The 21693-nt window shown below is 71.6% G+C and carries 19 protein-coding genes and 2 pseudogenes; 10 read left to right on the top strand and 11 right to left on the bottom strand.

Annotated elements, in window-relative coordinates; genetic code table 11:
* The first annotated feature begins 15 nt into the window (after window positions 1-15).
* The 4 genes from AB0C46_RS06190 (at window position 16) to AB0C46_RS06175 (ending at window position 3599) form a co-directional block, all read left to right on the top strand.
* On the top strand, window positions 16-693 hold the full coding sequence (locus AB0C46_RS06190; RefSeq protein ID WP_362826431.1) for a hypothetical protein: 678 nt from the start codon (window positions 16-18) through the stop codon (window positions 691-693).
* Window positions 690-1490, top strand: coding sequence for a glycerophosphodiester phosphodiesterase (locus AB0C46_RS06185; protein ID WP_362826084.1), 801 nt, complete (start codon window positions 690-692; stop codon window positions 1488-1490). The genes AB0C46_RS06190 and AB0C46_RS06185 overlap by 4 nt, the downstream gene beginning before the upstream one ends.
* A gap of 46 nt (window positions 1491-1536) precedes the next feature.
* Window positions 1537-2916: an MFS transporter gene (locus AB0C46_RS06180; protein WP_362826083.1), complete on the top strand. Its 1380-nt coding sequence runs from the start codon at window positions 1537-1539 to the stop codon at window positions 2914-2916.
* A gap of 305 nt (window positions 2917-3221) precedes the next feature.
* A complete protein-coding gene (locus tag AB0C46_RS06175; RefSeq protein WP_030080286.1) occupies window positions 3222-3599 on the top strand; it encodes an RNA polymerase-binding protein RbpA in 378 nt (125 codons plus the stop codon).
* A 113-nt stretch (window positions 3600-3712) separates the two neighbouring features.
* Here AB0C46_RS06175 and fxsA read toward each other — a convergent pair whose 3' ends face one another.
* The 5 genes from fxsA to AB0C46_RS06150 form a co-directional block, all read right to left on the bottom strand.
* Window positions 3713-4327, bottom strand: a complete 615-nt coding sequence (gene fxsA, locus AB0C46_RS06170; RefSeq protein ID WP_362826082.1) for an FxsA family membrane protein — start codon at window positions 4325-4327, stop codon at window positions 3713-3715.
* Window positions 4328-4416: 89 nt separating this feature from the next.
* Entirely contained in the window at window positions 4417-5172 is a 756-nt protein-coding gene (locus tag AB0C46_RS06165) for a polyprenol monophosphomannose synthase (RefSeq protein WP_362826081.1), read from the bottom strand.
* Entirely contained in the window at window positions 5169-6842 is a 1674-nt protein-coding gene (lnt, locus tag AB0C46_RS06160; RefSeq protein ID WP_362826080.1) for an apolipoprotein N-acyltransferase, read from the bottom strand. The genes AB0C46_RS06165 and lnt overlap by 4 nt, the downstream gene beginning before the upstream one ends.
* 531 nt (window positions 6843-7373) lie before the next feature.
* The gene (locus tag AB0C46_RS06155) at window positions 7374-9062 is read right to left on the bottom strand and encodes an amidohydrolase (RefSeq protein ID WP_362826079.1); all 1689 of its coding nucleotides are present in this window, start codon (window positions 9060-9062) and stop codon (window positions 7374-7376) included.
* Between the two features lie 56 nt (window positions 9063-9118).
* Window positions 9119-9559: an Lrp/AsnC family transcriptional regulator gene (locus AB0C46_RS06150; RefSeq protein WP_026170119.1), complete on the bottom strand. Its 441-nt coding sequence runs from the start codon at window positions 9557-9559 to the stop codon at window positions 9119-9121.
* Between the two features lie 209 nt (window positions 9560-9768).
* Here AB0C46_RS06150 and AB0C46_RS06145 point away from each other — a divergent pair, with 209 nt between their 5' ends.
* Entirely contained in the window at window positions 9769-10194 is a 426-nt protein-coding gene (locus AB0C46_RS06145) for a hypothetical protein (protein ID WP_362826078.1), read from the top strand.
* Window positions 10195-10235: 41 nt separating this feature from the next.
* On the opposite strand, the gene AB0C46_RS06140 is transcribed toward AB0C46_RS06145, so the two are convergent.
* Entirely contained in the window at window positions 10236-11417 is a 1182-nt protein-coding gene (locus AB0C46_RS06140) for a phosphotransferase family protein (RefSeq protein ID WP_362826076.1), read from the bottom strand.
* Window positions 11414-12586: a hypothetical protein gene (locus AB0C46_RS06135; RefSeq protein ID WP_362826075.1), complete on the bottom strand. Its 1173-nt coding sequence runs from the start codon at window positions 12584-12586 to the stop codon at window positions 11414-11416. The genes AB0C46_RS06140 and AB0C46_RS06135 overlap by 4 nt, the downstream gene beginning before the upstream one ends.
* A gap of 180 nt (window positions 12587-12766) precedes the next feature.
* On the opposite strand from AB0C46_RS06135, the gene AB0C46_RS06130 reads away from it, so the two are divergent.
* Window positions 12767-13921, top strand: coding sequence for a pyridoxal-phosphate dependent enzyme (locus tag AB0C46_RS06130; protein WP_362826073.1), 1155 nt, complete (start codon window positions 12767-12769; stop codon window positions 13919-13921).
* 66 nt (window positions 13922-13987) lie between these two features.
* On the opposite strand, the gene AB0C46_RS06125 is transcribed toward AB0C46_RS06130, so the two are convergent.
* The gene (locus AB0C46_RS06125; protein ID WP_362826072.1) at window positions 13988-15160 is read right to left on the bottom strand and encodes an acyl-CoA dehydrogenase family protein; all 1173 of its coding nucleotides are present in this window, start codon (window positions 15158-15160) and stop codon (window positions 13988-13990) included.
* 404 nt (window positions 15161-15564) lie between these two features.
* Here AB0C46_RS06125 and AB0C46_RS06120 point away from each other — a divergent pair, with 404 nt between their 5' ends.
* From AB0C46_RS06120 to adh, 3 genes are all read left to right on the top strand, one after another.
* Window positions 15565-16833, top strand: a complete 1269-nt coding sequence (locus AB0C46_RS06120; protein WP_362826071.1) for a glycoside hydrolase family 18 protein — start codon at window positions 15565-15567, stop codon at window positions 16831-16833.
* A 225-nt stretch (window positions 16834-17058) separates the two neighbouring features.
* Window positions 17059-18381 (top strand): GAF domain-containing protein, encoded by a 1323-nt coding sequence (locus AB0C46_RS06115; RefSeq protein ID WP_362826069.1) that lies wholly within the window; start codon window positions 17059-17061, stop codon window positions 18379-18381.
* A 67-nt stretch (window positions 18382-18448) separates the two neighbouring features.
* Window positions 18449-19972 carry an aldehyde dehydrogenase gene (gene adh / locus AB0C46_RS06110; RefSeq protein ID WP_362826068.1) on the top strand — a complete coding sequence of 508 codons (1524 nt, stop codon included), beginning with the start codon at window positions 18449-18451 and terminating at the stop codon, window positions 19970-19972.
* A gap of 162 nt (window positions 19973-20134) precedes the next feature.
* On the opposite strand, the gene AB0C46_RS06105 is transcribed toward adh, so the two are convergent.
* Together AB0C46_RS06105 and AB0C46_RS06100 are read right to left on the bottom strand one after the other, a co-directional pair.
* Window positions 20135-20512 (bottom strand): hypothetical protein, encoded by a 378-nt coding sequence (locus AB0C46_RS06105; RefSeq protein ID WP_362826066.1) that lies wholly within the window; start codon window positions 20510-20512, stop codon window positions 20135-20137.
* 106 nt (window positions 20513-20618) lie between these two features.
* A pseudogene (locus AB0C46_RS06100) lies at window positions 20619-20774 on the bottom strand (transposase); the annotation flags it as partial.
* Between AB0C46_RS06100 and AB0C46_RS06095 the strand changes: the two are divergent.
* Window positions 20758-21126: pseudogene (locus AB0C46_RS06095) on the top strand (transposase); the annotation flags it as partial. The pseudogenes AB0C46_RS06100 and AB0C46_RS06095 sit on opposite strands and share 17 nt — an antisense overlap.
* Here the strand turns inward: AB0C46_RS06095 and AB0C46_RS06090 are convergent.
* Complete coding sequence (locus tag AB0C46_RS06090) at window positions 21113-21292, bottom strand: hypothetical protein (RefSeq protein WP_362826065.1); 180 nt, start codon at window positions 21290-21292, stop codon at window positions 21113-21115. The pseudogene AB0C46_RS06095 and the gene AB0C46_RS06090 sit on opposite strands and share 14 nt — an antisense overlap.
* Window positions 21293-21693: the final 401 nt, after the last annotated feature.

Genomic DNA, 21693 nt, shown 5'->3' with positions numbered 1-21693 from the left:
GGAAAAGTCGTGTCCATGATCAGTGAGTCCGGCCCGGGGAGGGGCCTGCCGGTGCGCCGGCTGGTTCAGCTCTACACGGGGCTGACGTTGTACGGCGTCAGCATGGGCCTGATGCTGCGGGCCGAGCTGGGGCTGGAGCCATGGAGCGTGCTGAACCAGGGCATATCCCGCCATACGGGGCTGTCGATCGGCACGGTCACCATCGTGTCCGGCGCGCTGATCCTGCTGCTGTGGATCCCGCTGCGCCAGCGCCCCGGCCTGGGCACGGTGTCCAATGTGGTGATCCTCGGGCTGGTGATGGACGCGACGCTGGCCTGGGTACCGGAGCTGGACTCGCTGGGCGCCCGTATCCCGCTGCTCGCGGGCGCCGTCCTCCTGAACGGCGCCGCGACCGGTCTGTACATCTCCGCCGATTTCGGCCCGGGGCCGCGCGACGGGCTGATGACCGGGCTGCACCGGCGGACCGGCCGCCCGGTGCGGCTGGTGCGGACCTGCATCGAGGTGACGGTACTCGCGGCGGGCTTTCTGCTCGGCGGGTCCGTCGGCGTCGGCACGGTGGTCTATGCGCTGGCCATCGGCCCACTGGCGCAGTTCTTCCTCCGCCGCTTCGCGGTCAAGGGCGCACCCGCGAAGCCGTCCCCGGTGGTGGCCCGCGGAGAGGCTTCACCTGAGCGCGCGATACTGCCGGAGTGACCTCAGCGATACGCATCCGCCACGCCTATCTCGACCACCCCGCGCCACTCCCCTTCGCCCACCGGGGCGGGGACGCGGAGGGCCTGGAGAACACCGCTGCCGCCTTCCGCCGCGCGGTCGGCCTCGGCTACCGCTACCTGGAGACCGATGTGCACGCCACATCGGACGGCAAGCTCGTCGCCTTCCACGACGCGACGCTCGACCGCGTCACCGACACCCGCGGCGCGATCGGGCGGCTCCCCTGGCGGGCGGTACGCCAGGCCCGGGTCGGCGGCCGGGAGCCGCTGCCGCTGTTCGAGGAGCTGCTGGCGGAGTTCCCCGAGGCGCGCTGGAACGTCGACCTCAAGACCGACGCCGCGCTGCCACCGCTGCTGGATCTGCTGCGCCGCACGCGCGCCTGGGACCGGGTGTGCGTCGGCTCGTTCTCGGAGGCCCGGGTGGCGCGGGCCCAGCGACTGGCCGGCCGGCGGATGGCGAGCTCCCTCGGCACCCGTGGTGTGGCCGGGCTGCGGCTGCGCTCGTACGGCCGCGGCGTGCTGCCGCTCGACCGGCTGCTGGGTGCGGCGGTGCGGCGCAGCGCGGTATGCGTCCAGGTCCCCGAGCGGCAGTCCGGCCTCCCGGTCGTCGATCCGCTGTTCCTGCGCGCCGCGCATGCGCTGGGCATGCAGGTCCATGTCTGGACGGTCAATGACGCGGAGCGGATGACCGCCCTGTTGGATCTCGGCGTGGATGGCATCATGACCGATCACATCGAGACGCTGCGGACGGTGCTGACCGAGCGGGGGTGCTGGGTCTGAGCCGCCCGGGGGCCGTCGGCTGTCCGCCGCTGTGAACGGGGGCAGGATGACGGGGGCGAGCGTGCCGGGCGCACCGGCCGGGGCCGTGGACGAGACGGCCGACCGGCGTCGCGAACAGCGCGGCTGGTACTGGTACGACTGGGCCAACAGCGTCTACTCGACCACCGTCCTGACGGTGTTCCTGGGGCCGTATCTGACGTCGGTGGCGAAGGCCGCGGCGGACGCGGACGGCTTTGTGCACCCGCTGGGCATTCCGGTGCGCGCGGGCTCCTTCTATGCGTACACGGTGTCCGCGTCGCTGCTGCTGGCCGTACTGGCGATGCCGCTCGCCGGGGCGCTGGCCGACCGGACCGGCCGGAAGAAGCCGCTGCTGGGCTGCTGCGCCTACGCGGGCGCGGCGGCGACCACGGGGATGTTCTTCCTGGGCGGCGAGCGGTATCTGCTGGGCGGGGTGCTGCTGATCATCGCGAATGTGTCGTTCGTGGTGGCGATGATGCTCTACAACTCCTTCCTGCCGCAGATCGCCCGGCCCGGCGAACGGGACGCGGTCTCCTCCAGGGGCTGGGCCTTCGGCTACGCGGCCGGGGCACTGGTCCTGGTCGCCAACCTCGTGCTCTACGGCGCACACGACTCCTTCGGCATGTCCGAGGGCACCGCGGTACGCATCTGTCTGGCATCGGCGGGGCTGTGGTGGGGCACGTTCTCGCTGATTCCGCTGCGCCGGCTGCGCGACCGGCGAACGGCCGCCCCCGACACGCCCGGCGAGGGCCGCGGCGCCTCGCCCGGCCAGGGCTGGCGGCAGCTGCGGGAGACGCTGCGCGGGATGCGCCGCCACCCCCTCACCCTCTCCTTCCTCCTGGCCTATCTCGTCTACAACGACGGGGTGCAGACGGTGATCACCCAGGCGTCCGTGTACGGCGCCGAGGAGCTGAAGCTGGACCAGACGACGCTGATCGTCGCGGTGCTGCTGGTGCAGGTGCTGGCCGCGGTGGGTGCCCTGCTGATGGGCCGCCTCGCCGGGCGGTACGGCGCACAGCGGACGATCCTGGGCTCGCTGGTGGTCTGGGTGCTGACCCTCGCGGCCGCCTACTTCCTGCCCGCGAGGGCGCCACTGTGGTTCTTCGCGCTCGCCGTCGGCATCGGCCTGGTCCTGGGCGGCAGCCAGGCGCTGTCGCGTTCGCTGTTCTCGCAGCTGGTGCCGCACGGCAAGGAGGCGGAGTATTTCGCCGCGTACGAGATGAGCGACCGGGGAGTGAGCTGGCTGGGACCGCTGGTGTTCGGGGTGGCCTATCAGCTCACCGGGAGCTACCGGGACGCGATCGTGTCCCTGGTGGCGTTCTTCGCGATCGGTTTTGTCCTGCTGGCGAGGGTCCCGGTGGGGCGGGCGATCGCGGCGGCCGGAAATCCTGTGCCTGACCGGATTTAGTCTCCGGGCGTGCGGGGCGGTAGTGTACGCCTTTGGCTCACCAGGCGGACCGTTACTGCGCGCTAAGGCATGGAAGGCGCTGGGTGACATCTGCTGCCAGATGTGACAAACCGGGCGCCGGTGGGTACAACAAGGGGCGGCACGAAGGAAGGCAGCGGCGCACAGCGCCTCCGTCAAGGGCGGTGGTGGGCGACGGGTGGGCTCATGTCCCGAATTCGGGAATCTTCACCGCCGACCGGACGTTGACCGGATGACGACGACAGCGACACCTGTCCTGTGGGCGACAAGCCCGGGAGGCACGATTCATGAGTGAGCGAGCTCTCCGCGGCACGCGACTCGTGGTGACCAGCTACGAGACCGACCGCGGCATCGACCTGGCCCCGCGCCAGGCGGTGGAGTACGCATGCGAGAACGGACATCGATTCGAGATGCCGTTCTCGGTTGAGGCCGAGATTCCGCCGGAGTGGGAGTGCAAGGTATGCGGTGCACCCTCTCTTCTGGTGGATGGCGACGGCCCCGAGGAGAAGAAGGGTAAGCCCGCGCGTACGCACTGGGACATGCTCATGGAGCGGCGCACCCGCGAGGAGCTCGAGGAGGTGCTGGCCGAACGGCTGGCCGTCCTGCGCTCCGGCACCATGAACATTGCCGTGCATCCGCGCGACAGCAACCGCAAGTCCGCCTGACAACGGGCCTGCGACAAGCAGCACGCAAGGGCTGGGGCCACTGCATTACGCAGTGGCCCCAGCCCTTGTCGCATCCGCGGCCGCTCCCCCGGCGCGCTCAGCCGGTCAGCCGGTCAGCCGGTCAGCGGCGGATCCTGACGGCGCGGGGACGGGGGCTCGTCATCGCGGATGACCTCGCCCTGGACGACCTTGCCGTCCGGCCGGTGCATCCGGGCCTGCTGGAACGCGTCACCGAACGACCCCGGGGTGTAGCCCGCCTGCCGAGACAGCAGCTTCTCGGCGCGGCGCTGGAACAGCTTTCCGGTCGGCGGGAAGAGGCAGAGCAGCCCCAGTGCGTCGGACACCAGCCCCGGCAGCATCAGCAGCAGTCCGCCGACCATCGGGAGCGTATTACCGCTGCCCGACGTGCCGTTTCCGGAGCTGCCGTTGCCGGATCTGCCGTTGCCGGACGGTGAGTTGCCGGGCGCCGCCGGGTCGCCGGCGGTCTGAAGGCTCTCGGTGAGGTTCCGCCAGGCGCGACGGCCGGCCCGCTTGGTCACATAACCGCCGACGATCACTCCGGCGAGCAGCAGAAGCAGGACCGTCAGACCGCTGGTGGCGCCGGCGACGACGGTCAGCAGCCAGATCTCCAGCACCATCCAGGCGGCGATGCCCAAGGGGATGAACCTACGGGCGCGCGAGCGCTGGGGCGGGCGGGGACTGGGCGATGGCGTGGCTCCGAACGTCATGCCTCAAGTGTGCCCTGGCCCGTCCGGCCGCATTTCCCAAGGGTCGCAGGACGGATCAACTCCCGGCGGCCGGGCGGCCCGGTCCGGCGTCAGCGGCCGCGGATCTTGTCCACGCGCGAGCCGACGCCCCAGGCCGTGACGCGCCACAGCGCCTCCACGACGATGTCACGGCTCATCTTGCTGTCGCCGTACTCGCGCTCGACGAAGGTGATCGGGACCTCGACGACGTGATAGCCGGCCTGCACGGCGCGGCGGGCGAGGTCGACCTGGAAGCAGTAGCCCTGGGAGGCGACATCGTCCAGGCCCAGCCCCTTGAGGGCCTCCGCGCGAAAGGCCCGGTAGCCGCCGGTGATGTCGCGCAGCGGCAGATCCAGCGCCAGCCGGGAGTACGTGCTGCCGCCGCGCGAGATGAGCTGGCGGTACTTGGGCCAGTTGACGGTACGGCCGCCGGGCACCCAGCGCGATCCGAGGACGAGATCGGCGCCCTTGAGGGCGGTGAGCAGCCGGGGCAGCTCCTCGGGCTGGTGCGAGCCGTCGGCGTCCATCTCGACCAGCACGCCGTAGCCGTTGTCGATGCCCCACCGGAAGCCGGCGAGGTAGGCGGCGCCGAGGCCTTCCTTGCCCTTGCGGTGCAGGACATGGACCTGCTCGTCGTCGGCGGCCAGCTCATCGGCCAGTTTGCCGGTGCCGTCCGGACTGTTGTCGTCCGCGACCAGGACATGCGCCTCGGGGACGGCGGACCGCACCCGCGAGACGATCGGCTTGATGTTCTCAGCCTCGTTGAACGTCGGAATGATCACCAACGTGGTGCCGAGCGGACCGTACCGCCGCTGACCGTCTGTCACTGCTGCCCCTTCTCGTCCTTCGTACGCCCACGCCGGCCGGTGGCTGCCGCGGCGGCGCAGGACAGAAGGCCCACGATAGCGAGCGCCCACTCAGGAGCAGCACCGACGCGGTCGGCGAGCGTCGTTTCGTCCCGCAGCGGAATCCGCGCGGAGACCACGCCCTGCGTGAACTCGGGGATCCGGTGGGTGACCGTGCCGTCCGGGGCGACCACCGCGCTGATCCCGCTGGTGGCCGCGGTGACCACGGCGCGGCCGTGTTCAACGGCGCGCAGCTTGGACATCGCCAGCTGCTGCTCGGGCTGGCCGGTGCGGCCGTAGGTGGCGTTGTTGGTCTGGATGACCAGGGCGCGGGCACCGGCGTTGACGGTGTCGTGGACGATCTCGTCGTAGGCGACCTCGAAGCAGATGACGTCGCCGAGCCGGGCGGGGCCGACCTTGAGCACGCCGGTGTGGTCACCGGGGTAGAAGTTGCGGGTCACCCGCTGGAACCGCGTGATGATCTTGCTGAGCTGCTCCTTGAACGGCACATACTCGCCGAACGGCACCGGGTGCTGCTTGGTGTAGGAGGCGCCCGGCCCCTTCTTCGGATCCCAGACGATGCCCTCGTTGAAGACATAGCCCTTCTTGGTGGGGTGGTCGACCAGGGCGCCTACGAGGACGGGCACGTTGATGGCCTTCACGGCCTCGTCGATCCGGTCGTACGCCTGCGGGTACTTGTACGGATCGAGGTCGGAGGAGTTCTCCGGCCAGATGACCAGGTCCGGCTTCCTGACCCGGCCGGCCTTGACGTCGGCGGCGAGCTTCTCGGTGGCGGTGGCGTGGTTGTCGGTGATCATCATGGGGCGGCCCAGGAAGTCCATACCGGGTGACTGGACGTTGCCCTGGACGACAGCGATGTCAACGGAGTCGTCGGCCTTCGTGGGAACGGGCACCAGCACACCGGCCAGGGTGACCGCGGCGGCGAGCCCGAACGCCTCCATCGCCGGGACGGCCCGTCGCAGCGACCCGTTCTCGCGCAGCCCCCAGAGGGTGGCGGCGCAGGCCGCGAGCAGTGCCCCGGCCAGCGCGACGGCGAAGGTCACCAGCGGGGCGCCACCGAGCGCGGCGAGCGGGGTGAACGGCGACCCCGTGTTCGCGAATGCCAGCCGGCCCCACGGGAAACCGCCGAGCGGCAGCCGGTCGCGGGCCCATTCCTGGGCGACCCACAGACAGGCGGTCCACACCGGCCAGGCCGGCAGCCGGGAGGTGACGGCGAGCCCCGCGCCCAGCAGCGCCAGGAAGAACGCCTCGGCGATCGAGAGGCCCACCACCGCGTCCCAGCCGACGACGTGCAGCCACTTCAGCAGGATCAGGAAGAACGGCAGCCCGAACACGAAGCCCGTCCAGGCTCCCTGGCGGGCGGTCCGGCCACGGGTCAGCAGCGACAGCGCGGCGATGGACACCAGGGACAGCGGCCACAGGTCGTACGGCGGGAAGGCGAGTCCGAGCGCGAGGCCGGCGACGACCGCGAGGCCGCTGCGCGCCGCCTCACGGCGGGCCAGGGCGGCAAGACGCCGTGCCCGTCCGGGGCGGGCGGGCACGGCGGCGGAGCCCGTCCCGGCGGGTGGCACCGGGCCGTCGGGCGTGGTGCCGCTGACGGCTTCTTCGGTGGTGTCGGAACCCGATGGCACGGTCGCGAGCCTTCCTGCAGGTCGTGCGGTGGTGAGCTGACCGTACATCGGGAGGCCGGGATTGCGGATGCGGGGTGCACAAAAGGTGAAGGGGCATCGCCGGGAGGATCCGGGCGGGATGCGGTGCGGTGCGGATAGGGGCCCGGCGCCCTTCGGGCCGACCTGGGACCCGCTGGCTGCGGGTCGACCGAGAGCCGTTGTCTACTGAGCGTCCGGGCCCCACCCGGGTCGCACCCGCCGACCGGCCGAAACCTTCCGTCGCCCCGTGTCGCGGGTCCTGGACCTGGCTCCCAGTGGCGGTGCCCCAGTGGCGCACCGCCCCATGGCCCAGCTGCGTTCGACGACTGCGCGGAGATCTACCGGTCGGACGTCCTGTGGTGGACTCGGCCGAACCTACCGGCCGTCGCCCGCCTGCTGTCAACAGGTGCTCCGCCTGCGTCGTTTTCGCGTCGCCCCAGGTCAGCCGCGAGCGCCCACCGGTGGGCCAAGGAGCAGCAAGCACGGTCCGCGGTGGCACGTGCCCACGTGATGTCACTCGTTCGGCGGCCCGAAGACCGTTCGCCCGCCGACGACCGTGCGCAGGCACACCGGGAGGTCGTTGCCGGGGGTGAGATCGGGCAGGCCGGGGGTGCCGGAGCGAGGGTCGGTGGACCAGCGCTCCACCCGCTCGTCGGGCGCCTGGACCAGCAGCTCGCCGGTGCGCCAGACCGCGTAATCGGCGGGGGCGCCGGGCACCAGAACGCCCGCGTCGTCCCGGCCGATCGCGCGCCAGCCGCCGCGGGTGTGGGCGGTGAACGCGGCGCGGGCGGAGATGCCGTGGGCGCGGGTGCGGTGGAAGACGGCGGCCCGCACGGTGCCCCAGGGGTCGAGCGGGGTGACCGGGCTGTCGGATCCGAGGGCGAGCGGGACCCCCGCCTTGAGCAGCGCGGCGTACGGGTTGAGGGTACGGGCCCGGTCGACGCCGAGACGGGCGGCGTACATACCCTCGGCGCCGCCCCACGCCGCGTCGAAGGCGGGCTGGACGGACGCGGTCAGGGCGAGGTCGGCGAAGCCGGCGATGGTGCGGTCGGTGAGCATTTCGGCATGCTCGACGCGGTGCCGGGCGGCCCGGATCCGCGCCAGGCCGAGGCGCTCGGCGGCGGCCCGTACCCCGTCGACGACGCCGGTCAGGGCCGCGTCACCGATGGCGTGGAAGCCGGCCTGGAGTCCGGCCTCGGTGCAGGCGGCGACATGGGCGGCGACGGCCTCGGCGTCGAGCTGCGCGGTGCCGGTGTGGCCGGCGGTCCCCCCGGCGCAGCTGGGGGAGTCCGCGTACGGGGCGTGCAGATGGGCGGTATGCGATCCGAGCGAGCCGTCGGCGAAGAGATCGCCCGCGGCGCCGATGGCCCCGAGTTCACGGATCCGCTCCGCGTCCTTTGCGGACGCGACCAGCTCGGCCCAGTAGCCGACGACGCGCGGGCCGTTCCCCTCCCGGGCCAGGGCGAGCAGCGCCGTGAAGTCGTCCGCACCGGAGATGTCCGGGCCCGCGCACTCATGGACGCTGCCGATGCCGAGCGAGGCGGCGCGGGCGAGCGCGGCGGCCTGGGCCTCGGCGCGCTGGGCGGGCGTGACGGTGGCGTACGCGGCTTGGCGGACCGCGTGGTGGGCGTCACCGGTCAGCGGCGCATCGGCCCGGAATCCGGCCAGCTCGCGCACGCCGGGGACCAGATCCAGCAGCGCCGTCGTCACGACCGCGGAGTGCACATCCACCCGGGTGAGGTAGAGCGGGCGGCCGCCGGTGGCCGCGTCCAGTTCCGCGCGGGACGGTGGGCGGCCCTCCGGCCAGGCGCTGGCGTCCCAGCCGTGTCCGAGCAGAATCCGGTCCGCCTCCCGCGCGCCGGCGTAGCCGCGGATGCGGGCCAGCGCATCGGACAGGGTGCCGGCACCGGACAGATCGAGTCCGGTGAGCGCGAGCCCGGTCGCGGTGGTGTGCACATGTGCGTCCGTGAACGCCGGGGTGACGAGCGCACCGTCGAGCGGGACGATCTCGTCCACGCCGTCGGCGAAGGAGTCGGCCGCGCCTTCCTCACCGACCCAGGCAATGCGGTCGCCCTCGACGACCATGGCGGTGGCGAAGGGATCCGCGGGGCTGTGCACCTCACCGCCGCGCAGCAGGACCGTACGGGGGCGGGCCGGGCCGGAGGGGTGCGGTCGGACCGGATCGGGGATGCGCTCGCTCATACCGGACAGTTTGACCCCTGTGTGCGGACGGGCCGCGCGCGGGGGGCGATCACCGGTCAGATGCGTGGCGGACGGGCCTCGTAGGGGGTGGACAGCACGACCGTGGTGCGGGTCGAGACGCCGGCGAGGGTCCGTATGCGGGTGAGCAGATGCTCCAGCTCCAAGGGGGTGGCGACCCGGACCTTGAGGATGTAGTTCTCGTCGCCCGCGACGCTGTGGCAGGCCTCCAGCTCGGGGACCTCGGCCAGGCGGTCGGCGATGTCGTCCGGCGCGCTGGGGTCGAAGGGTTTGACCGAGATGAAGGCGGTGAGCGGCAGGCCCACTGCTTCAGGGTCCACGATGGCGGCATAGCCCCGGATGACACCGCGCTGCTCCAGACGGCGCACCCGTTGGTGCACCGCCGAGGTGGACAGGCCGGTGGCCTTGCCCAGGTCGGTGTAGCTCATCCGCCCGTCCTTGACGAGCAGATCCACGATTTGTCGGTCCAACTCCTCCACCCACTCAACCTACTGCGCGCGGGCGCGTATGCGCACCGCGCGCCGGATCGTGGACCCCCTTGCGCCGGGCCATGTGACCAATGCCACACGTGTGATCCGGTGTCGGTGGGGTGCCGGCGATTATGCGTGCGGCATGAAGGGAATTGCTGCTGGTGGCCGGGACCGCCCGTCACAGGAAGTCAGCGGTACGACTGGCCCACCCGAGGGGGATGGACATCATGCGACACCTTAAGCAGGACTCCGCTGGCACGAACATCGACGCCCAGGAGGGCGACAGTTCCGGCATCTCCGGCGACGACGGTGCGTACGACTCTTTCGATACCTATGAGATCTACCGGGTGACGTGCCCCGACTGCCTGCAGCCGATCGCGCTGCTGGCGGACGAGGACACGCTCCCGGAGCACGCCCTGTGCGCCTCACCGTGGAACCCGTTCGGGCTGACGGTGTGCCAGGGCTCCGGCCGGGCGGTGTCCGAGGCTCCGGAGACCGAGGACACGCTGGACGCCCAGGAGCAGGACGCGGCGATGCTGCTGACGCTTCCGGAGAGCCTGGACTGGCGCCGCCAGCCGTTCTCGCACCTCGGCGGACCCGGCACCGGTCCGGCCCGGGTGCCGCGGATGCGTCCGCGCGCCTGAGCGCCCTTACGGACCCAAGAGCCCTTACGGAGGGGCCGCGCTCACCAGTAGCGGCCCTCGATCATCGCCTCCAGCGTCTCCCGGTGGAGGATCAGCGCATCGGCGTCGGCCGGGACCGGTATCTCGCCGAAGTGGACCTGGCGGTAGGCCACTCGCAGCATGACGAGGGCGTGCCGCAGGGCCGCGTAGAGGGTGTGGAAGTCCATGTCGCGGGGCGGATGCCCGGTGAGCGCGGCATAGCGGCTCTCGACGCGGTCGCGGCTCAGGAAGCCGGGCAGTCCCGGTTTGCCGCCGGCCTCGGTGAGGTCCTGGAAGAAGCGGTGGAGATAGACCATCCAGCCCAGGTCGAGCTCGCGGGGGCCCAGGGCGGCCATCTCCCAGTCGAGGACGGCGGCCGGTTCGAACCCGTCGTAGACGATATTGCCGATCCGGGCGTCGCCCCAGGTCAGAACGGTCTCGCCGGGGTCCGACGGCCAACGGTCGGCCAGCCGGGCGAAGCCACGCTCGATGAGCAGGGAGCGCGGGCGGCCGTCAATGACCCACGCGTAGTAGGCACGTTGGGCCTCGACATGGCGGTGCAGCGCGCTACCGGTACCAGGGGTGGCGAGGAAGTCGGCTGCGGCGGGCGGGACTTGGTCGTGCAGCCGGGCGAGGACCGAGACGCTGGCGGCCTCCAGGTGGTCGCGCTGGGCATCGGTGGCCTCGTACAGCCAATTCCCCTCGTACGTATAGGGCATGACGTCCGGTGGGACGCGGCCGTCGGCGTGGGCCATGACGAAGAACGGCGCGCCGAGGTGTGCCGGGTCCTCCTCAAGCCAGAGGGTGCGGGGCACCGGGAGGTCGGTATGGGCGGCGACCAGGCGCATGGTGCGGTACTGCCGGGCCATGTCGTACCGCGGGAAGACGGCGAACGCGGCGGGGTCGGCGGCGAGGCGCAGCGCGCAGGAGACGGGGGCTCCGCCCGGCTCGCGCAAGGAGGGGAGCTCGGGGGACGGCGGTCCGGGGTGGTCGATGTCGAAGAGCAGTGTCTCGCTGGACATGCCGTTGGAGTCCGGGACGGTCGCGGCGACGGCGCGGGCGCCGGGCAGCCGGGTGCCGAGCCAGGCGGTGAGCCGGCGGGTGAGGGTTTCGGGGTCGCGGGTGGTGGTGCGGGGGCGCCGTCCCGCGGGCGCTCCCCCGGGGCGGCTGCCACCGGGGTCGGCGGCGGGCGGCTGCGCCGTCATCGCCCGGCCTCCCGCGCGACGGAGTCATGGCCGGTGAAGCCGCTGGGGTCGTGACGGCCGAAGCTGCCGTGCTCGAAGATGCCGTAGCCGGTCCGGCCGTCGAGGGTGAAACGGGCGGCGTGGTCGGTGACTCCGTAGGCGGCGTGCGGGTGTGCCGCCGGGTCGGTGAGGTCGTAACTGCGGCGGTCGGTCCAGTCGCGGCCCCGCCAGGTGCCGTGCTGCCAGTCTTCGGCATGGGGGTCCCCCCTGCTCGAACGGAGCTGAGAGCTCGCGGGAGGGTAGCCGGCGCCGAGGGCGAGGGGTGAGGAGGTGAGGATCTCTGCGGTGAGTTCCAGGGGGGTGCGGCCGGGGCCGGTGAGGTGGATGACGGCGCGTTCGGGGTGCCGGGTGCCGGGGCGGTAGCCGATGTCCGTGTGCGGCCAGCCGAGTTGGACCTCGCGGGCGTCGTCGTCGACCATGAGGGCCTCGTTCAGGGTGCGATGGCCGTCGGCATCCTCCTGGACGATGACCATCACAAACCGGTCGTCGAAGCGCACCGGGCACCACACCCAGTGGAAGCCCTCGGGCCGCAGTTCCTCCGCGGCCCGTCCGCCGTCCTCGCCGGCAATCGGGCGGACGCCCCAGCTGCGGTCGCGGGTGCCGGTCCACTCCCCCGCCGTGACGGCGAGCTGCTGGCCGGCGACGCGGATGCTGCCGGTGCAGGTGCCCGCCTGGACGAACCGCCGGCCCTCCAGCATCAGCCGGTCACCGCGGTACTGGGTGTGGTGCGGCTCCCAGGTCGCAGGAAACGCCGCGTTCCAGGTCAGGTCGTAGGCCAGGCCGTCCGGGTCACCGGGGTCCGCGGCGCAGGTCAGCCGCAGACGGGCGAGCGGCTCCTCGACGGTGATGGTGAGCGGGCCGACGGTGAGCGCGAGGCGGTCGTCGGTGAGTGCGTCGGAGGCCCGTACGGCATACAGCCGGTCGCCGAGGCGGAGGGTGGCATAGGCGTCGATGACGCCGGTGTTGGGGTAGACACCGAGGCCGGCGATCAGCAGGGCGCGGCCGGAGTGGTCCATGACATGGAAGATGCACCGGTCGTAGGCGTTGCGGTCGCCGGTGGCGACATGCCGCAGGGACAGCGGGACCTGGTGGATCGGGTATTCGTCGAGCGCGATCGGGCGGTCGGGCACGGTCTCCTCCTGGCGCGCGGCCGGCAGGGCGTCGCGCCCGGGTACGACGCCCCCGGGCGGGAGTTGACGGTACGTCAGCTCTGCACGGACGGCCAGACCCGGAAAGGCGAGTAGGGGTCCTAGTAGCAGTTCGGCTGTTACCGTCGCCTGGTCGACGCGCAACCTATTCCTGGAGCCACGGTGACCTCACCATCCCTGCACTGTCTGCGCTGCGCCCGCACCGCGGAGGGTTTCGACGGCTGCCGGACCTGCGCCGCGGAGGGCATCGGCGTCAATACGATGCCGCCGCTCGCGGATCTGGACGGCGTGGACCTCAGCGGGTATCCCGGCGGTCCGTGGGGCCTGCCGACGGCCCTGCCGGTGCCCGGCCCGCCGGTCACGCTGGGCGAGGGCAACACCCCGGTCGTCCGGCTGCGGAACGCCCCGGACCGAACCCGAGGGGGCGGGCCTGCCGGTGAGGTATGGCTGAAATACGAGGGCGGGAACCCGACCGGTTCGCACAAGGACCGGGCGATGGCCGTCGGGGTGGCCGCTGCGGTGGCGGCCGGCGCGGACACCGTGGTCGCCGCGTCCTCCGGCAACGCGGGGGCGGCGGCCGCGGCATACGCGGCGCGCGCCGGGCTGCGCTGTGTGGTGTTCACCAACGAGGCGGTGCCGGCGGGGCTGCGGGCCCAGATCGATGCGCTGGGCGCCGAGCGGGTGGTCCACCCGGGTACCACCGCCGAACGGAACGCGGCGATGGCACGGGCCGTCGGACAGCCCGGCCGGTACCCGCTGACCAGCTACTCCGCCCCCTCGCCGGGCGGGAATCCGTATGCCAACGAGGGGTACAAGTCGGTCGCCTACGAGCTGGCGCGGGACTTCTCCGGGCGGCGGCTCGACACGGTGGTGGTGCCCACCAGCCGGGCGGATCTGCTGGCCGGAATCGGCCGCGGCTTCCGGGAGTTGGCGACCGCCGGGCTGATCGACCGGGAGCCCCGGCTGGTGGCCGCGGAACCGGCCGCCGCGGCGCCGTTCACCGCCGCACTGCGCCACCCGGACCGCGCGGACCAGGAGCGTACGCGGGTGGCGGCCGGGCCGACGGTGGCCTTCTCCCTCGGCGAGGAGCGGCCCTGCTGGCAGGGGCTCGACGCGCTGTGGCGCAGCGGAGGCACGGCGGTCGCGGTGGACGACGAGGCGATCATGGCCGAACACCGGAGGCTGGCCGCGGAGGGCCTGCTCCTGGAGCCGTCGTCCGCCGTCGCCTCCGCCGTGGCGCGGGCGGCGGCCCGTACGCCCGGCGCGCTGGTGGTCGCGATCGGGACGGCGACGGGACTCAAGGGGCTGGTGGGCTGACACCAGGACCCGGTCGGGCGGGAAGCCGCGGGGTGGGCGGGGACGTCCGCGCCCACCCCGCCCCGCTCAGCGCTTCTCGGGGCCCGCGAGATGGCGGGCGATGACCATCCGCTGGATCTGGTTGGTGCCCTCGACGATCTGCAGGACCTTGGCCTCCCGCATGAAGCGCTCGGCCGGGAAGTCGAGGGTGTAGCCGTAGCCGCCGAGGAGCTGGACGGCGTCCGTGGTCACCCGCATCGCGGTGTCGGTGCAGAACAGCTTGGCCATCGCCGCTTCCTTGGAGAACGGCAGACCGGCGTCGCGCAGCCGGGCGGCGGTGAGATAGAGGGCGCGGCCCGCCTCGATCTGGGTCGCCATGTCGGCGAGCATGAAGCGCAGGCCCTGGAAGTCGACGATGGGGCGGCCGAATTGCTGTCGTTCGGCGGTGTAGGCGAGTGCCTCGTCCAGCGCCGCCTGGGCGACGCCGATGGCACAGGCCGCGATGCCCAGGCGCCCGGAGTCCAGGGCGGACAGGGCGATGGCGAAGCCCTGACCCTCCTCCCCGATACGGCGGGAGTCGGGGACCCGGACGGCGTCGAAGTGCAGCTGGGCGGTCGGGGAGCCCTTCATGCCCATCTTGCGCTCGGGCGCTGCGGCACTCAGACCCTCGGCGTCGCCGGGCACCAGGAAGGCGGTGATGCCATGGGCGCCGCTGCCGCCGGTGCGGGCCAGCACGGTGTAAAAATCGGCCGCGCCGCCATGGGTGGTCCAGGCCTTGGTGCCCTCCAGTGTCCAGGTGTCGCCCTCCCGGGTGGCCCGGGTGGTCAGGGAGGCGGCGTCGGAGCCCGAGGAGGGCTCGGAGAGGCAGTACGCACCGAGGAGCCCGCCGCCGAGCATGTCCGGGAGGTGTTCGGCGCGCTGCTCCTTGCTGCCGTAGCCGGCGAGCGCATGGCAGGCGAGGGTGTGCACGCTGACGCCGAGGCCGACGGTGAGGCGGGCGGCGGCGAGCTCCTCCAGGACCTGGAGGTACACCTCGTACGGCTGGCCGCCACCGCCGAACTCCTCGTCGTAGGGCAGCGACAGCAGTCCGGCTTCCGACAGCAGGGTGAAGGTCGCGCGCGGGAAGTGGCCGGCGTCCTCCTCCTCGGCGGCCGTCGGCCGGATCTCGCGCTCGGCGAGCTCGCGTACGAGCATCAGCAGGTCACGGGCTTCTTCGGTGGGCAGCCTGCGGTCCACCGGCCGGGGGCCGTACTCGGTCATGGCGGCGCTCTCCTCCCTGTCGGGCGCTGCGGCGACACGCGCGGGGTGGGCGGCGGCGCCGGTTTCCGTAGTGCCAGGCCGATGATCGCGTTCCGGGTCTCGGATGGCGATGACCTGCGACTGTGGCGCTAGGAGTATGCCCGATCGGCGGCTCCGCGTCACGGGTTGATCATCACGGACTGCGGGGATCCGGCCCCGGTACCCGGCCCGGCCGGGAAATTGGTCCGAACCATTGACTCACTGGTCTAGTCCTTCTACCTTCTCCTCCAACGTTCAACGCGTTCATGCCAATTCGGAACGCAGGTCAGGCTCCCCCCAGGGGGTGTCCGCAGCGCCCGTCGTCCGCCTGGAGGACGGGCCGTTCGGGAGTGCGCGGACACCCCCACCCCCTCCGAGGAGACGACATGCTCAGACCGCACCGGATGCGCTCACCGCGCAGAGTGCTCGCCGCCGTCACCGCGCTGTGTACGGCGGCACTGGCCGGCACCCTGCTCGCCGGACCGGCCTCCGCCCGCCCCGCGAACGCCCCCACCGCACCGCGCGACGCGGCCCCGGCGGCCACCGCCGCGGGCGGCAAGGTCGTCGGATACTTCACCAACTGGGGCGTCTACGACCGCAATTACCACGTCAAGAACATCGAGACGTCGGGCTCGGCGGCCAAGCTGACGCACATCAACTACGCCTTCGGCAACGTCCAGGGCGGCAAGTGCGCCATCGGCGACTCCTACGCCGACTACGACAAGGCGTACACCGCCGACCAGAGCGTCGACGGCACGGCGGACACCTGGGACAACGGCGCGCTGCGCGGCAACTTCAACCAGCTCAGAAAGCTCAAGAAGCTGCACCCGAACCTCAAGGTGATCTGGTCGTTCGGCGGCTGGACCTGGTCGGGCGGCTTCGGCGAGGCCGCCAAGAACCCGGCCGCCTTCGCGCAGTCCTGCTACGACCTGGTCGAGGACAAGCGCTGGGCGGATGTCTTCGACGGTATCGACATCGACTGGGAGTACCCCAACGCCTGCGGTCTGACCTGCGACACCAGCGGCAGGGACGCCTTCACCGACGTGATCAAGGCGCTGCGGTCGAAGTTCGGCCAGAGCAATCTGGTGACCGCGGCGATCACCGCGGACGCCTCGGCCGGCGGCAAGATCGACGCTGCCGACTACGCGGGCGCGGCCCAGTACGTCGACTGGTACGACCCGATGAGCTACGACTACTTCGGCGCCTGGGACGCGAAGGGCCCGACGGCTCCGCACTCCCCGCTGACGTCGTACAGCGGCATTCCGAAGGCCGGCTTCAACAGCACCGACACCATCGCCAAGCTCAAGGGCCTGGGCGTGCCGGCGAACAAGCTGCTGCTGGGCCTCGGCTTCTACGGCCGCGGCTGGTCGGGCGTTACCCAGGACGCACCGGGCGGTACGGCGACCGGCGCGGCACCGGGCAAGTACGAGGCCGGAATCGACGACTACAAGGTCCTCAAGGGCCGCTGCCCGGCCACCGGCAAGGTGGGCGGCACCGCCTACGCCAAGTGCGGCGACCAGTGGTGGAGCTACGACACCCCGGAGACCATCGGCACGAAGATGGCCTTCAAGGACGCACAGGGGCTGGGCGGCACGTTCTTCTGGGAGCTGAGCGGCGACACCACCAACGGTGAACTGATCAAGGCGATCAAGTAGCGGCAGCGAGCTCGGAGCCAGGCGGGCGGGAGGCAGCGGCCGCCCGCCCGTTCCCCGTCCTGCGGACCGCCTGAAGCCGTCCCGCACGAGCGGCCGGGGCGGCGCCGGACCTCTCGGCGCGCGCTCCTCCACGGCGCCCCGGTGCGCCCCGCGGGGTTTACGGCCGCGCCCGGTACGAGCACCATCGGCCGTACGGGAGCAGGAGCCGCACCGGAGAGGTGGCACGTGGTCAACCCTTGGCTGGCGATGGAGACCGGAGCCGATCCGGTGGAGCGCACCCGCACGGTGCGAAGGGCGCATGCGGCGTTCCTGGCCGACGGGACCGTCACGCCGCCGGTCCGTCAGGTCGTCGCCGACTCCTGGCGCCGCTCCGCCGACGCGCACGCAGCGGCGGACGGCGCCGCGCCCATCGAGCTGGACGAGGCCACGCTCAGCGCCTACCGGGACGGGCATCCGCTGGCCCGCGCCATGCCGGTCTTCCGGGAGCTGCTGGGCAGCTTCGCGCAGGACGGGGCGCATCTGCTGGCCGTCTGCGATCCGCAGGGCAGGCTGCTGTGGGTGGAGGGGCACCGCGGAGTGCGGCGCAGTGCTGAGCGGATGAACTTCGTCGTCGGCGCCCGCTGGGACGAACGGCACGCCGGCACCAATGCCCCGGGCACCGCCCTCGCCGCCGACCATGCCGTACAGATCTTCGCCACCGAGCACTACAACCGGCAGGTGCAGCGCTGGAGCTGTGCCGCCGCCCCGCTGCACGATCCACGGACCGGCCGCCTGCTGGGCGCGGTGGACCTCACCGGCGGGGACCATGTGGCGACTCCGCACAGCCTGGCTCTGGTGCAGGCCACCGCCCGTGCCGCGGAGGCCCATCTCGCCGCGGGCGTACCGGAGTTGGGGGTCTGCGTGTCGGCGCTCGGCCGGGACGAGGCGCTGCTGGTCATGGACGGGGAGCGGCTGCGGCTCGGCCGCCGGCACAGCGAGATCATGATGCTGCTGGCCCGGCATCCCGAGGGGCTGACGGGCGATCAGCTCTCGGTGCTGCTGTACGGCGAGCGCGAGATGCGCCCGGTGACGCTGCGGGCCGAGCTGTCCCGGCTGCGGCAGCTGGTCGGTGCGCTGCTGCATTCCCGGCCGTACCGGCTGAGCAGGTCCGTCGAGACCGATCTGGGCGCGGTCGAGGAGGCCTTGGCGGCCGGCGAGCTGCGCGCCGCGCTGAACGGCTATCGCGGTCCACTGCTGCCGTTGTCGGAGGCGCCCGGTGTGCAGCGGCTGCGCGGCGCACTGGCGGACCGGATGCGGTCCGCCCTGCTCGGCGCCCGCGATCCCGGCCTGCTGCGCGAGTGGTCGCGCACCTCCTGGGCCGAGGACGACCTGGAGATCTGGGAAGCCCTGGTGGACGCCCTGCCGGAGCGTTCCCCGGCCCGCAGCGCACCGATGGCCACCGCGCACCGGCTGCGCGCGGCGTACGGCCTGACCAGCGGCCGCCTTGGCGCGGTGGGCGCGCCGGCCGCCGCGCGCGCCGCAACGTTCGCGCAACCTCCCCGGCTCTAGCCTGCGCTCAACGCCCGTCACACGGGAGTGGCGGGCACCGCGCCGAGAGCGATTGGGAGGCCGCACCATGGCCCGTTACGCCAGCCCGGGTTCCGCCGATGCCGTGATGAGCTATCTGCCCCGCTACGACCACTGGATCGGCGGCGAGTATGTGGCGCCCGCGCTGGGCCGGTACTTCGAGAACCCGACCCCGGTCAACGGAGCGCCGTTCACCGAGGTCGCCCGCGGCACCGCCGAGGACGTCGAGCGCGCCCTGGACGCGGCACACGCGGCCGCCCCCGGCTGGGCCCGTACGGCCGCCGCCGACCGCGCCGGCGTGCTCAACAGGATCGCCGACCGGATGGAGCAGAATCTGGAGGCCCTGGCGGTCGCGGAGAGCTGGGAGAACGGCAAGCCCGTACGGGAGTCGCTGGCGGCCGACATCCCGCTCGCCATCGACCACTTCCGCTACTTCGCGGGCGCCATCCGCGCCCAGGAGGGCTCGCTGTCGGAGATCGACGAGGACACCGTCGCGTACCACTTCCACGAGCCGCTCGGCGTCGTCGCGCAGATCATCCCCTGGAACTTCCCCATCCTCATGGCGACCTGGAAGCTCGCCCCCGCCCTGGCCGCCGGCAACGCAGTGGTCCTCAAGCCGGCCGAACAGACCCCCGCCTCGGTGCACTTCTGGATGAGTCTGATCGCGGATCTGCTGCCGCCCGGCGTCGTCAACATCGTCAACGGCTTCGGCGCCGAGGCGGGCAAGCCGCTGGCCTCCAGCCCCCGGGTCGCCAAGGTCGCCTTCACCGGTGAGACGACCACCGGCCGCCTGATCATGCAGTACGCGTCCGAGCACCTGCGGCCGGTGACGCTCGAACTGGGCGGCAAGAGCCCCAACATCTTCTTCGACGACGTCTCCTCCGCGGTGGACGACTTTCACGACAAGGCGCTCGAAGGCTTCACCATGTTCGCCCTCAACCAGGGCGAGGTGTGCACCTGCCCGTCCAGGGCGCTGATCCAACGCGGCCACTACCAGGACTTCCTGGAAGCCGGTGTGGCCCGCACGGAGAAGATCGTCCAGGGACACCCGCTGGACACCGACACCATGATCGGCGCTCAGGCCTCCAACGACCAGCTGGAGAAGATCCTCTCCTACCTGGACATCGGCCAGAAGGAAGGCGCCCGCATCCTGACCGGCGGGTCCCGTGCCGAACTCGGCGGCGAGTTGGAGGGCGGCTACTACGTCCGGCCCACCATCTTCGAGGGCAACAACGACATGCGGGTCTTCCAGGAGGAGATCTTCGGCCCCGTGGTGGCCGTGGCACCCTTCAGCGACTTCGACGATGCCATCGGCATCGCCAATGACACCCTCTACGGTCTGGGCGCGGGCGTCTGGACCCGGGACGGCTCCACCGCCTACCGCGCGGGCCGCGCCATCCAGGCCGGACGGGTATGGACCAACTGCTACCACGCCTATCCGGCCCATGCGGCCTTCGGCGGCTACAAGCAGTCCGGAATCGGCAGGGAGACCCACAAGATGATGCTGGATCACTATCAGCAGACGAAGAATTTGCTGGTGAGCTACTCGGCTAAGAAGCTGGGGTTCTTCTAGAGCCTCAAGAAGAGGCGCCTGAACTGGGTTTTCGCCCGTCAGGCGCCTCTCCCGCGGCCCGCTAACAGTCGGGCCCGGTTTACGTGGTAACTTCCAGTTTCTCCCTCGGCTATCCCGTTCCTGACCAGCGCTTCCGGACCAGTCACGGATCAAAGCCCCGGCTCAGCCCTCAGGCACCGCGCCCTGGCTGATGCGGTCCCACTCCTGCATGGACTGCTCGATGAGGCGGTTCGTCTGTTCCCGCACGCCGTCCAGGAGCTTGGCGTAGTGACGGAAGAGGACCTCGATGCGCTGGCCCGCGCGGCGAGCGCATTCGGCCGGGTCCACGCCGGAGTACGGCCAGAAGGAGATCCCGGCGTGCCGGGGGTCGTAGGGCCTCTTGGCGAGGCCGGAGGCGCGCTCCGTGCGGGTCAGAACGAACTCCCTTGCCCGCTTCCACGTAATGCCGTACGCCGCGAAGTCCACATAATTGCCCGCCTGGTTCCGGAACATCCGCCCGTCCGACGCCACACCAAAGCGTTCGATGTGCGCACGGAGCATGCGTACGAGCTGGGGCGGGATGGGAACAGGCCGCGTGGCAGTCTCGGCGCGGCGCTTGAGCGAGTGCACCTCGTAGACCCCGCCGTCGTCCGTCCACTCCTTTCCTGCAGTGCGACGCGCTCACTCCGGCGTCCAGGGCCGCCGGAGTGAGCATCTGAAGCGCCAGGCGTGGCTTGGTCGCGAACACGGCTTCCTCGGGAAAACCGGCCTGTCGGCGCCGTTCGGCATCCTGGCACCAGGTCCGATCGGGGAGGTGGAGCCGACGGTCGATCGCCGCCTATGCCCAGCTTCGGCTCGCCCGTCCGCTGGCCACCGATCTCCGGCGGCCCTGGGAGAAACCGGCTCCGCCGAACAAGCTCACGCCCGCCCGGGTCCGCAGGGGGTTCAGGAACCTGTGCGCGAAGACCGGATCTCCGGCCAGTGCACCGAAACCGTCTCGTCCCGGACCTGGCCGGCCGCCGGGTTCGAAGAACCGCCGCCCGGCCACCCGGCATGACGTGGGCCGCGTCCTCGCCACCGGAGAGGCATACAGTCGGCCCGCTCACCACAAGAGAGGCACCAAGCCGAGGCGGACCGTCACGGAGCTACCAGATCAGACAGCTAAGGCCGAGTAGCTGCAGCAGCGATGCCGGACTTCCGAAGCGTGCGGGCCAGGTGTTCCATCTCGGGAAGCGTTCCTGAGTAGTCACCGTCCAACACACGGCGCAGCACAGCCTTGGCGTTTATCAGGTCAATGCCGAGCTCAGCCCGCAGCACGCGCATGATGGCGACGCTGTTCACCGGCGGACTGCTCACCTGCAGCCTCGCGGGTCCATGCTTGGAGAGCATCTGATCCCGCCATTCGGCCGGCACGTCGCCACCGCACGCGGCTACCGCAAATCCACAGGCGGAACAGGTTGACTCAACGTCCCATCGCAACCGGCCGTCCACCAGGGCCTGAACTCCCCAGCACTCCAGCTCCGCACCGCAGTCCTGGCACACAGTGGAGTACCTGACGGATTCGAAAACCGCCTGCTCCATCCCCACCCCCAACGGAGACGAGGTTAAACGACAAGCTAAGAACGTGATGGCCAACCGACCACGGTGTGGCAACAAGCTCTGGAATCCGCCCTCCTCTTGGCGAGTCTTCGTCGCGTGCGGCACGGGAGCAGCAGCCCTGAGGTCCTGTTCGTCACCCGCTG

The organism is Streptomyces sp. NPDC048637 (assembly GCF_040650675.1).
Taxonomy (GTDB): Bacteria; Actinomycetota; Actinomycetes; order Streptomycetales; family Streptomycetaceae; genus Streptomyces.
The sequence above is the reverse complement of the archived record's forward strand: the minus strand, read 5'-3'. Positions and strand labels throughout refer to the sequence as shown.